General features: G+C 44.5%; 8 protein-coding genes, 2 tRNA genes and 1 rRNA gene. 9 read left to right on the top strand and 2 right to left on the bottom strand.

Annotated features, from left to right (window positions below; translation table 11 throughout):
* Nucleotides 1-21 precede the first annotated feature (21 nt).
* Nucleotides 22-1,593, top strand: coding sequence for a hypothetical protein (locus ABC765_RS07370; RefSeq protein ID WP_347980079.1), 1,572 nt, complete (start codon nt 22-24; stop codon nt 1,591-1,593).
* Nucleotides 1,594-1,699: 106 nt separating this feature from the next.
* Here ABC765_RS07370 and ABC765_RS07365 read toward each other — a convergent pair whose 3' ends face one another.
* A complete protein-coding gene (locus tag ABC765_RS07365; RefSeq protein ID WP_347980078.1) occupies nt 1,700-2,167 on the bottom strand; it encodes a pyridoxamine 5'-phosphate oxidase family protein in 468 nt (155 codons plus the stop codon).
* A gap of 294 nt (nt 2,168-2,461) precedes the next feature.
* Here ABC765_RS07365 and ABC765_RS07360 point away from each other — a divergent pair, with 294 nt between their 5' ends.
* The 4 genes from ABC765_RS07360 to ABC765_RS07345 all read left to right on the top strand — a co-directional run bounded on the left by ABC765_RS07360 (nt 2,462) and on the right by ABC765_RS07345 (nt 5,920).
* The gene (locus ABC765_RS07360) at nt 2,462-3,850 is read left to right on the top strand and encodes a DHA2 family efflux MFS transporter permease subunit (RefSeq protein WP_347980077.1); all 1,389 of its coding nucleotides are present in this window, start codon (nt 2,462-2,464) and stop codon (nt 3,848-3,850) included.
* A 216-nt stretch (nt 3,851-4,066) separates the two neighbouring features.
* Nucleotides 4,067-4,603: a phenolic acid decarboxylase gene (locus ABC765_RS07355; protein WP_347980937.1), complete on the top strand. Its 537-nt coding sequence runs from the start codon at nt 4,067-4,069 to the stop codon at nt 4,601-4,603.
* A 48-nt stretch (nt 4,604-4,651) separates the two neighbouring features.
* The gene (locus tag ABC765_RS07350; protein WP_347963833.1) at nt 4,652-5,185 is read left to right on the top strand and encodes a PadR family transcriptional regulator; all 534 of its coding nucleotides are present in this window, start codon (nt 4,652-4,654) and stop codon (nt 5,183-5,185) included.
* Nucleotides 5,186-5,359: 174 nt separating this feature from the next.
* On the top strand, nt 5,360-5,920 hold the full coding sequence (locus ABC765_RS07345) for a hypothetical protein (protein WP_347980076.1): 561 nt from the start codon (nt 5,360-5,362) through the stop codon (nt 5,918-5,920).
* Between the two features lie 49 nt (nt 5,921-5,969).
* On the opposite strand, the gene ABC765_RS07340 is transcribed toward ABC765_RS07345, so the two are convergent.
* Entirely contained in the window at nt 5,970-7,616 is a 1,647-nt protein-coding gene (locus ABC765_RS07340; protein WP_347980075.1) for a phosphoenolpyruvate carboxykinase (ATP), read from the bottom strand.
* Between the two features lie 346 nt (nt 7,617-7,962).
* Here ABC765_RS07340 and ABC765_RS07335 point away from each other — a divergent pair, with 346 nt between their 5' ends.
* The 4 genes from ABC765_RS07335 to ABC765_RS07320 all read left to right on the top strand — a co-directional run bounded on the left by ABC765_RS07335 (nt 7,963) and on the right by ABC765_RS07320 (nt 12,351).
* Complete coding sequence (locus ABC765_RS07335) at nt 7,963-9,612, top strand: aryl-sulfate sulfotransferase (RefSeq protein ID WP_347980074.1); 1,650 nt, start codon at nt 7,963-7,965, stop codon at nt 9,610-9,612.
* 919 nt (nt 9,613-10,531) lie between these two features.
* Nucleotides 10,532-12,108 (top strand): 16S ribosomal RNA (locus tag ABC765_RS07330).
* 91 nt (nt 12,109-12,199) lie between these two features.
* Nucleotides 12,200-12,273: transfer RNA gene (locus ABC765_RS07325), tRNA-Ile, on the top strand.
* Nucleotides 12,274-12,278: 5 nt separating this feature from the next.
* Nucleotides 12,279-12,351 (top strand) — tRNA-Ala (locus tag ABC765_RS07320).
* Nucleotides 12,352-12,357 lie beyond the last annotated feature (6 nt).

Genomic DNA, 12,357 nt, shown 5'->3' with positions numbered 1-12,357 from the left:
TATTAGGTAAGGATTTTAATTATGGAAAAAGATAAACTGGATGAATTAGACGAGGCGGCAAAGGTTGTCTCAGTTGGTCAGCATGAGGCAGACCAAGCTGTAGAACGGCTTGATGAACTAAAGCAGATTTCTAGTAACATGTCTGCAGACTTGGATCTTCAAGAAAAAATAAATGCTAATCAGCAACAAAGAATAAATGACACCCAAAGCAAAATTAAAGAGGCGCAATCATTATTAAATATGATTGATCTGGATAATCTTAATGTTAAGACTAGTGAAATTGAAGAGATAGAGAATCTTAGGGTTGAGGTGAAACCATCTGAACCTGAAAGCCCTGAGATTAAATTGCCACACTTGGATTATGTTGACGCCACAGGCAATTGGGAGGACTTGTTGTCTGAAAGTGAAGCATACGCTGCAAAATTTAATTTAAGCCTTGATAATCCATATTTTGCCTGCTTGAGTGATGCAGAGATTAATAAAATGAGTGCCTTATTGTCCGATAAATATGAATTGTCTAAATTAAAAAAAGAAGATTATGTTTTTGCTAGTATCGTAGGGATTATTGGCGGATTAGTTGATGCATTTTTAGTTGGAGCGATTACTGATGGTAATAATAAATATGCAAGTGAGCAGGGGATTTTAGGCCAAAAAGTAGACGGCACTGTTGATAAATTGGTAACAAAGTATGCGGAGTTTGCTAGTCGAAATGAACCATATAGTAAAAAAATAAATTCAAAGAATGATGCAATTCGTTGGCTTGAGAATCATTTTAAGGTTTCCTATGATGCTTCTAATAATTCGAACATTATAAATGATAGTATCGCAGGCATGAATCCTTCAAATCACCATTTGTTTTCTTTATCCCATGATATCGGGCCTCTAGGATTATTTATTAGCATTTTAGATCAATTAGATGGTAAAAGTACTTTCATTAGTGATGGAATGCTCAAACGAGTATATACAGCATCCAAAGAAGCAGATCAAGTAAAAGATTTACAGCTAGGTCCCCAAAAAGTTATTAAGGCTGTTGAGAACTGGTTTGGCCATACTTGTTCTGACGTTGCTGGTACATCCAAAAGTGTTGGTCGTGGAGCAGGATTGCCAATGCCATTTTATTCAGTTACTCAGCAGTTTAAGTTTGGTAATTTTAATGTTAATGGCAAAGACAAGGATTTTGCTGGAGTTGCAGAATGGCTTTATAAGCAAGGATTAGATTTTCGAGCCTTTGTTGCTCAGTCAATGCCTGTTTTGATAATGGAAACTTTAATACGGTTATATTGGGTTTATAAAAATCATTTTTATTATGGAAAGGAATGGAAAGAATGCATTCCAATAGCTAATAAACTGGATTTACAAACTTTACTGTTGGTGTCAACATCGACTTTTGCAGCAGTCGATATAACGGACGCAATAGTTAGAAACGGTAATATAGACGTCAGAATCTTATTAAGAATCAATTTTGCCAATGCATATGATTTAGGAGTTCGTTCTGTTCAAGTTATGAAGGGAAGATTTCAACGAGCACAAAAGCTCAAAAAGATCAACCAAGAAAATGAAGCTAACTGGAATGAAATCTATAAAAACATCTAACCGCCCCTCCATAACGACATATCTAAATTAAGCATACCAAAACGGCCCTGACGCAAAACTTGCGGCAGGGTCGTGCTGTTTTAGGTGAATTTTGAGACAGCCAGCTTTAAAATTCAATTCGCTTCTGGAAAATCGGCTGTTGACGCAGGTCATAAATCGAACCGGCAATTGGCGTAATAGCAAATGGTCTTAAAATGCTGCGCCGTTCAGAATGGTTTGCCGAAATCTGCTGCATTTCCGGTCGAGCGGCAAAAATCTGCTCCAGATACTGCTGATCGACTTCAGCTGCCGTGCCGGTTAAGGTAAAGCCAACACTGTCCAGGGTTTCGTTGCCTTGTAAAGCCGTAATCGAGATGCGGGGATGAGCCTTTAAACGTTGATAAAATGGTTTTTGATAGGTCGTTGCAAAAATCAGCCGGTTGCCGTCTAAAACCTCGATATCAGCGACATTGGTGTGGGGATCGCCATTTTGGTCAACCGTGCCAAACACAACGGACTGAAAACTATCGACAATCAGCTTGAGAAATTCATCGCCTGACAGATGACTGTCTAACATGGGAACTGGTTTGCGCATGATGATACCTGCTTTCTTTTATATTTTTGTGTTAATTGTAATCAAAAACATTACATTTGTATATAATCAACCGCGGCAAATCGTATCAAGGTTTCTTGATAAAAGCACAAGGCAGGCGATTTTAGAAAAAATTTGCCATTTGCCAAAAAAGTACTTACGAAGCCGCGGTAATCTTTGCTAGAATGGCAAGCATGCTGATTAAGATTAAGAGTTAGCGTTAATTGAATACATCAAATTAAGTCTGCTTGCTGTTTGGTCTTTAATCAAGTTAAATTGATTAAAGGAGCAAATTATATGCAAAACTTTTCTGAACCTGCTTTTCGCGTCAAACATCCGGGGCTGACGATGGCCAGTCTGCTTTTAGGCGCTTTTGTCGGCATGTTTAGCGAAACATCACTGAATATCGCGCTGCCTAAGCTAATGATCGTCTTTCACACCAGCACGGCCGTCTTACAATGGCTGGTGACTGGCTACATGCTGGTCATAGGGATCGTCTTGCCGCTGTCCAGTTTGATCGCCAAGTGGTTTACGACTCGCAAGATCGTGATTTTTGCCTTGCTGGATTTTATCATTGGCGCGGCAATCTCAGCGTTGGCGCCTAACTTTACGGTTCTTTTGGCTGGTCGAATGATTCAAGGGATTGGCACTGGTCTGATTCTGCCACTGATGTTTACGATTGTGATGCAGATTTTTCCACCGCAAAAAATTGGCAGCATTATGGGGATCTGTGCTTTGGTAATCATGTTTGCCCCAGCGATTGGTCCGACTTTGACTGGTTTGATCCTGGCCAAGCTTTCCTGGCGCTGGATCTTTTGGTCATTTGAGATTTTCTTGGTGATTGCGTTAGGCTTGGCAGTAAGTGCTTTGGCAAACATTGGTCGGCCAACGCGTCCTCACATTGATCTGCTTTCAATCGTTGAATCCGTGCTTGGCTTTTCCGGTCTGGTAATCGGCGCGAGTCTGTCCAGTCTGGATGGCTGGGGTTCTTGGCAGGTTCTGGGTTCGTTGGCAGTTGGCATTGTGGTTTTGATTGCCTATGTGATTCGTCAGTTGAAACTGGAAACGCCTATCTTGAATCTGCGCGTTTTCAAGGTTAAGTCATTTACGATTGGTGCCGTCTTGGTCATGCTTGATTTTGGGATTATTCTTTCGGCCATGTATCTGATGCCAATGTATCTGCAAAATGGTCTTCAGTTAGCCGTTGCCTTAACGGGGATCGTCATGCTGCCAGGTGGTCTGGTAAATGCTTTGGTTTCTGCGTTTGCTGGACGGATGTACGATTCAATCGGGGCCAAGCGTCCAGTCATGATTGGCTTGGTGATTGCCATTGCAGGGATCGTCATGCTGCTTTTGACGACGGCTCATTCCGCAGTTGCCTACGTGATTGCGGCTCACGTGATCTTGATGATTGGCTGTCCATTGGCGATGTCACCGGCGCAGACCAGTGCTCTAAATGCGCTGCGGGGACCGGCTTCCAGTGATGGCAGCACGATTCTGAATACGATGCAGCAGATCATGGGGGCATTGGCAACTGCTCTGGCTACCAGTTTTTTGGAATTCGGTCGGCACGCGGCAGCTGGCAGTCCAGCGATGCGTTTTACGTCTGGGGTACACACGGGACTTTGCTTTACGCTGACTTTAGCGATTATCGCGCTGATCGTATCGTTTGCCTTACCCAAGTAGGATGAAGATTAATAAAACACCTAAGGCCGCTAAACATTTAAAATAAATATAAAATATTTTTAATAGACCCCCATCCTCAAAATTTGTCTTTGAGAATGGGGGTCAAACTATTTTAGTCAACAATATTTGACGATAACGACATAAAGTGATAATCTATTTTATGTTGATAACGACATTTATGAAAGGTGGAAAATAATTATGGCAAATTTAAATCACATGAACAAACATTTTAAAACGCTGGATGATTTCTTGGGAACGCATTTTATCTATACGTACGACAATGGCTGGGAATACGAATGGTACGCCAAAAATGATCATACGGTTGACTATCGGATTCATGGCGGAATGGTTGCCGGACGTTGGGTTAAGGATCAGCCAGCGCATATTCATCAATTAACTGAAGGAATTTACAAGATTGCGTGGACCGAGCCAACGGGAACCGATGTCGCATTGGATTTCGTTCCTAATGAACATAAGCTTAACGGTACGATTTTCTTTCCAAAATGGGTACAGGAACATCCAGAAATTACGGTTTGCTTCCAAAATGAACACATTGATTTAATGCATGAATCGCGTGAAAAGTATGAGACTTATCCAAAATTGGTGGTTCCTGAATTTGCAACGATTACCTATATGGGTGATGCTGGTCAAGATAATGAAGAAGTCATCAATGAAGCCCCTTATGTTGGCATGACTGATGATATTCGCAATGGCCGCTTCTTTGACGAAAATTACCATCGTCTGGCTAAGTAGCTTGTTATATAATGTTTTGCAGAATCAGATAAGGAAGGATGCTGCAAAATGCCGCAAAAAAGGATACTGCCCTACGTTATTATGGGGATCCTGCTCAATAAAGACTGTACTGGAAAGCAGATTATGGATGAGTTTCGCTTTGATATTGGGGAATTCTGGCAATCATCACATAGTCAGGTTTATCCGGAGTTAAAGCGTATGGAACAAGATCGTTGGATTGAAAGCTACTCAAAAGAAGATAATGATAAAGAGATACACTACCATTTAACGGCTTATGGTCATGAAATCATTAATGACTGGTTGATGGAACCCGTTGATAAGCTGCCAGTATCCAAAGACCTATTTTCTTTAAAGACTTTTTTCATCAATGATCGTAATGATCCAAGACTGGAAAGATTGTTTAAGCACCAGATCCAACTGGTTAGCCACAGTCTTAACCATCTGCGCAAGCGTCAGCAAGCATTATTCAGCAGCCAAGAACAGATTGATCAACAATATGGACATTATTTGATTTTAGCTCGTGCAATCAGTCGCCAAGAAAATCAATTGGCCTGGTTGGAAGATAAATTAAATAATCGGTAATGAAAAGAGCAATCGCGTTACACCAGTTTTTTCGTAACTGGTGATGTGCGATTGTTTTTTATTTTGGCATAGTACTCGGTATTTTTTTAACTTAAAAAATGCATTTCCGCTTAAATCGTCTAAAGCATTTATAAGGACACTGATAGATGATTTGAGAAAGGAAGCAGGAAGAAAATGAGAAAAAAGCTCCAACAACTTGGTCCCCAAATGCGACACGTGTTCATCGGCCGGTTTGAGCGCGTTGGCTATAAGAAAAGCTACCGTTACTGTCGGCCAACGCTTTTGCTTACCCACGTTGCTCTAGCTGAAACCGGGGAATTGATTACTGATCATTTATGGCTCAATTATACGAAAGGCTTTTTAGATTTAGGCGAACTGTTAACTGGTGACCTGCTGCGATTCAACGGTCGGGTTGCCAGCTACGTCAAAGGTTATTTTGGCACCTCCCAAAAACTTGACTACAAGGTAGAGCGGCCCTCGCAAGTTGCGCTGCAGGCCAAAATTGAGGGACCACGCCGCTTGCTGCCCGACACTGCCACCAAATTTGGTCGTCAAGCACTGATTGGCTACATTATGGAACGGGAGCGCGCGTTTTACGAGGCCAGCTGTCGTCCGATTGATCCTTACTATATCGAGCAGTATCGAGTCTGGCTGACCAATCATGTTATGAAAGATGCGCAAAACTATGATATTGTCTCGCAAAAACAACTTACCGTAGCATCTAAAAAGCACTGAGCCGCATTAAGCAGTTCAGCGCTTGGAGATCAAGGTTGTCAGTATTTGATTAGTTTAGGGCGTTGATCAGGTTGTCCAGACTGGTCAGAATTTCAGCTGGCAGTTTTTCGCCCGTGTGCTGAGCTTCATAGTTCTTAACCCAGTCGCGCCGGATTTCAAAACGCGTCTTGAGCTTGGTTACGTATTCAGCATCATTAAAGTCAACTGGGTAGCCGTCATAAGCGATGTATTCCATGTTAGGCAGCTTGCCAAATGGCTGGAAGGCGGCCTGGTTTTGGGCAATGTCTTCCAAAGCCTTCAAGGTCAGTTCTTTAGGGATGTCCAAGCCGTTAAAGTTGGCGGTATTGACGATGTAGCAGTCAACGTGGCGTTCTTCAAACAGAGCCTTAAAGTCTTGATAGTCCTCGCTTAATGGGTAGGCGCGGAATGGGTCGGCAAATGGTTCGATAACCAAGGCGTTGCGGTCAGCGCCCACCACGTTTTCAGCTGTGGAGCGCTTGGTAGCCAGCGTCAGACCAAACGTAGCCGCGGTAACGGGATCGGTCAGTTTAACGACTGGCGGCAGACTGTCATCTTTCATAATCCAAAAGACGGCATTGATTGGGGCAATTTCGCGATCCACCCGGTTGGTAGAGGCATAGCGCGTCTTAATGGTCCGTCCATTGCCGTTGCGCAGATCCTGGGTTACCAATACTTTTTGGCCGGCTTCGTTAAGCGTGACGCCAACGTTCATCACCGTGGTAAAGTACTGCATTTCGCGGCTGCCCGGCAGATAGTCGTTGGTCTTGTCAAAGTAGGCCGGTTCAAGAGCCGTGGAGCTGCCGTCTTCACGATTGATTACAAACGCATCGTCATGCAGCACGGTAATATCGAATTTGCCACCATGCTTGGCGTGCGTCAGCGTAGACTTGCCCGAACCAGAAAGTCCATAGAAGGCAAATGTCTGATCATCACGGTCGCTGAAGTGGAAAGTCTTTTCGCCGCCGTGACAAGCAGTAAAACCATGCCGGTGCGCGGTTGCCCAGGCCAGCGTCAAAGTGGACTTCTTAAGCTCGCCAAAGTAGCGCAGACCCAAGACTGCTGCTGCATTGTGCTGAGCATCGATGACAACCAGGCCATGTGGATAGTCGGGACTGCTCCAGTATGGGTCGCAGTACAGATAGATGTCGCCTTCGTCATAGGCTCGTGAATCGGCATAGCGTTTCAGCCAGTTTTCGGTAGCTGTTTGGAAGTTGAGCATATAGGAAAGCAGATTGACCTCAAACCCTTCTGCCAGTGCCAGATGCGCCTTTACCATAAAGTCTTCATCCAGCCCCACGATCACGTCCGTCGTGTAAAAGTCGCGTTCGTGGCCTTCATAGATAGCTTCGCGCAGGACGCCATCGATTTTTTCGGCATCAACGTCTGGTGAACCGATCAAACGCCGTGCTGCCGCGGTCCGGCCCACAATCTGACCATGGTTGTCGACCAGCATCTTGGCATCGGCTGGCAGTCCCAGTTCTTCGGTATGCTTGATTGGCAGGTCGGTAACGATGGTGTTGGGGTTGTCGGCCGCCAAACGATAAGCAGTCGCGGTATCGGCAATATGCGTCATGTTGTTGGCGTAAAATGCCGATTCAATCGTAGTCCGCGTCCGTGAGAAGATCGGATTGGTCTTAACGATGTCTTTTTCAGAAAATTTTGTTTGAGTACTCATTGAACAGCCACCTTTCTGATAAACTATCGTGATTAAAGTGCTTACATTCCTATTATAATGCAAATATCAGCCAATAATAGATTTAAATTTTGATATTTGTCGAAAAGTTTGATAAATGTCAAAAAACTCTGGGATTGAGCATTTTATGAATTTTTTAAAGTTGTTGATTAAGATTAAAAGAATTTATATCGCATAAAATTTACATTTTGCCCCGTTATTCTTCAAAACTTCTCCTAAAAGGATTCGCAACTTTTCTTTAAGCTTTGTGTATCAGCTTTGATGGTCGGGCGTTAAGCGGTTTGTCGATCAAGGCGAAATTATTAATTTAATATAGGGAAGTGATTGTTTGCACCACAAAAAAGGACGCTGGCTGGCGCTGATCGCGGTGCTGCTGGTCTTATGCGGGGTTGGTGGCTGGTTTGGCTATCGTCATTATTCGCTGGGTGTCATTTCTGATAAGCAGATCATTAAAAATATCAATAGCCATCTGCTCAAGAATAATCCGACATCCAAGCAGACCAAGAGCTATGCCAAAATCGTCAAAAGTACTACGCGGACGCTGGATAATGCCTACGTCAAGGTTAATCCATACGGCACCTCGCCATTGACGGCCTTGATGATCTTTAAGACGGATAAGGCTGCTAAAGTAACTTACACGGTTGTCGGCAAGACGGATAACACGTCGATTACCAACACGGTTAAAGGATATCAGACCACGCACCAGGTACCGATCGTGGGGCTTTATGCCAACTACAGCAACCAGGTTCAGGTTACGCTTACCTACAAGGATGGCACGACGGAACAAAAGACGTTTACCATCAAGACGGGCAAGCTGCCAAAGAATCTGCGCAACACCAAGATCACGGTTTCTAAGAGCAACAAGTCCAAGATGGAAATCGGCAATAACGAGCTGACTTACATCAACAAGACTTCTGAAGAACCGTTTGCCGTTGATGCGGATGGCAATATTCGCTGGTACTCAACGCTCTACAGCCGTCACACGTTCGTTCAGCTCAGCAATGGCCATTTGTTGATTCAAAACCGGACGAATGGCAATAAGGGGTCTTACAACGTCTTATCTGAAACGGACTATCTTGGTCGAATCTACCGGCGTTACCGTTTCAGCGACAAGCTTGGCAAGAGTTCGCTTGAACAATACATTACCGCGGTTCACCATGACGCGCTTGAGTTGCCAAATCATAATCTGCTGGTAACGATCTCTGGTGGTGACAAGTACGCAGAAGACGTGATTGCCGAAATTGATTACAAGACTGGTAAGACGGTCAAGGTAATCGACTTTAAGAAACTGCTGCCTTCAAGCATGTACCGCAACTATAACAGTACGACGACTAAGGGTGGCAAGATCGACTGGCTGCACATGAATTCGCTGTACTACGATCAAAAGACGGGCAATCTTTTAGTTTCAGCTCGTAACCAAGATATCACCATGTCCATCAACTATAAGACGGGCAAGATTAACTGGATCTACTCTGGTAAAAAGAAGAGCTCCTGGCCTAAGAAGTACCGCAGCAAATTACTGACGCCAACTAAGGGTACTAAGATTACAGGTGGTCAGCATGACTTGACGCTGCTCAGTGATAAGAATGGCAAGCTCAAGGTCCTGCTTTATGACAACAATATTGACGTTACGAATGGTGATTCCAAGACGTCTGGCAAGTACTCACAGGCAGTTCAATACACGATCGACACCAAGAAGATGACGATCAAACAGACCTGGTCATACGGCAAGAGTCTGGGAAAGGCCAACTTCACGCGGGTAATCGGCTCAGCGCAGCGTTTGAGCAATGGCAATACCTTGATTGACTTTGGCTACAAGAACGATGGCAGCCAAAGCAACATTATCGAAGTTGACAGTAACAATAATCAGGTATTCAATTTGACGATCAGTTCGTCAAAGACAGATCGGACATATGTCTACCGTGCATTGCGCGTCAAATTTACGCCATCTAATTTTGTATTTGATGCAACAAAATAGTTTTGTGATCAGTTAAAAGAAGCGTCGGTTTTTTTTGCCGGCGCTTTTTCTATTTTTGGTTCAAGAGTATCAGTGATTTTGGTGACAATTAAGAAGACTGATTATTTAAAAAGCTGGGTGGCTGTTTTTGGGAAAGCAAATCGAGTCTGCATTCGAGAAATTTCAAAAGAGGGTTGTTATTATAATTATTGGCAAAAGTCGCTGATTGGCTTGGACTGTGTCATAATTAGATAATCCCTTGTCATAGTTTATGGATGCAATAGTGGTTTTCTAGAGCTGCGTCGTTTCGGAAATTTTTTATAGCAATCCATGTGACAGTAAGGATTGCCTTAGCCATCGCAATCTGATCAATCGTCAAAAACAAAGCTTTTCTGCTGTTTGGTGTAGATAGACAGGTAAACTTTGAAACTTTCTGACTCAGATATTTGCCTGCGTATCAATGCCGATAAGGGTATTTGTTGAGATAATCGCCAATTTCTTGATTAATAAACTAACGATCAATATGGATTGAGTTCGCTTATAAAATTCGTATTTTTATGAACAATAATCAAGTTAGGCGATCTAATATTCGTGGTCTGAAAAATAATTGAAAAACTTTTGATAAGCCGTTGACATATGATCGTAATCTTTGTATATTAGATAACGTTGTCGCGGCGATGAGTTGCTGATTGCTTGAAATCACAGGCTTTTCGCTAGAACGTCAGGAAATGTTTTAAAAAAGTTCTTGACTTCAAAACGATGATTTGTTAAACTGATAAAGTTGCTTGCTTGAAACGAGCGGGCAATGGTAGACCTTTGAAAACTGAATACAGTTTCGACGAACACAAATGTGCAGGGTCATCAATCATTACGATTGATGCAAAACATTTGCGAAGTCAATTCGCTTAATTTAAATTTGAGCTTTTCAAGTTCTTATATTTTATATGAGAGTTTGATCCTGGCTCAGGATGAACGCCGGCGGTGTGCCTAATACATGCAAGTCGAACGCGTTGGCCCAACTGATTGAACGTGCTTGCACGGACTTGACGTTGGTTTACCAGCGAGTGGCGGACGGGTGAGTAACACGTAGGTAACCTGCCCCAAAGCGGGGGATAACATTTGGAAACAGATGCTAATACCGCATAACAATTTGAATCGCATGATTCAAATTTAAAAGATGGTTTCGGCTATCACTTTGGGATGGACCTGCGGCGCATTAGCTTGTTGGTAGGGTAACGGCCTACCAAGGCTGTGATGCGTAGCCGAGTTGAGAGACTGATCGGCCACAATGGAACTGAGACACGGTCCATACTCCTACGGGAGGCAGCAGTAGGGAATCTTCCACAATGGGCGCAAGCCTGATGGAGCAACACCGCGTGAGTGAAGAAGGGTTTCGGCTCGTAAAGCTCTGTTGTTAGAGAAGAACGTGCGTGAGAGCAACTGTTCACGCAGTGACGGTATCTAACCAGAAAGTCACGGCTAACTACGTGCCAGCAGCCGCGGTAATACGTAGGTGGCAAGCGTTATCCGGATTTATTGGGCGTAAAGCGAGCGCAGGCGGTTTGATAAGTCTGATGTGAAAGCCTTTGGCTTAACCAAAGAAGTGCATCGGAAACTGTCAGACTTGAGTGCAGAAGAGGACAGTGGAACTCCATGTGTAGCGGTGGAATGCGTAGATATATGGAAGAACACCAGTGGCGAAGGCGGCTGTCTGGTCTGCAACTGACGCTGAGGCTCGAAAGCATGGGTAGCGAACAGGATTAGATACCCTGGTAGTCCATGCCGTAAACGATGAGTGCTAGGTGTTGGAGGGTTTCCGCCCTTCAGTGCCGCAGCTAACGCATTAAGCACTCCGCCTGGGGAGTACGACCGCAAGGTTGAAACTCAAAGGAATTGACGGGGGCCCGCACAAGCGGTGGAGCATGTGGTTTAATTCGAAGCTACGCGAAGAACCTTACCAGGTCTTGACATCTTGCGCCAACCCTAGAGATAGGGCGTTTCCTTCGGGAACGCAATGACAGGTGGTGCATGGTCGTCGTCAGCTCGTGTCGTGAGATGTTGGGTTAAGTCCCGCAACGAGCGCAACCCTTGTTACTAGTTGCCAGCATTCAGTTGGGCACTCTAGTGAGACTGCCGGTGACAAACCGGAGGAAGGTGGGGACGACGTCAGATCATCATGCCCCTTATGACCTGGGCTACACACGTGCTACAATGGACGGTACAACGAGTCGCGAACTCGCGAGGGCAAGCTAATCTCTTAAAACCGTTCTCAGTTCGGACTGCAGGCTGCAACTCGCCTGCACGAAGTCGGAATCGCTAGTAATCGCGGATCAGCATGCCGCGGTGAATACGTTCCCGGGCCTTGTACACACCGCCCGTCACACCATGAGAGTTTGCAACACCCAAAGTCGGTGGGGTAACCCTTCGGGGAGCTAGCCGCCTAAGGTGGGGCAGATGATTAGGGTGAAGTCGTAACAAGGTAGCCGTAGGAGAACCTGCGGCTGGATCACCTCCTTTCTAAGGAATTAATCGGAAACCTGCACATTCGTTGAAACTGCGTTCAGTTTTGAGGGGTTTACCACCTCATCTCAATAATCGTTCGCTTGTTGGGTCTATAGCTCAGTTGGTTAGAGCGCACGCCTGATAAGCGTGAGGTCGGTGGTTCGAGTCCACTTAGACCCATATATGGGGAATTAGCTCAGCTGGGAGAGCACCTGCTTTGCAAGCAGGAGGTCATCGGTTCGATCCCGTTATTCTCCATTGCCA

Source organism: Limosilactobacillus sp. WILCCON 0051, assembly GCF_039955095.1.
Lineage (GTDB): Bacteria > Bacillota > Bacilli > Lactobacillales > Lactobacillaceae > Limosilactobacillus > Limosilactobacillus allomucosae.
The sequence above is the reverse complement of the archived record's forward strand: the minus strand, read 5'-3'. Positions and strand labels throughout refer to the sequence as shown.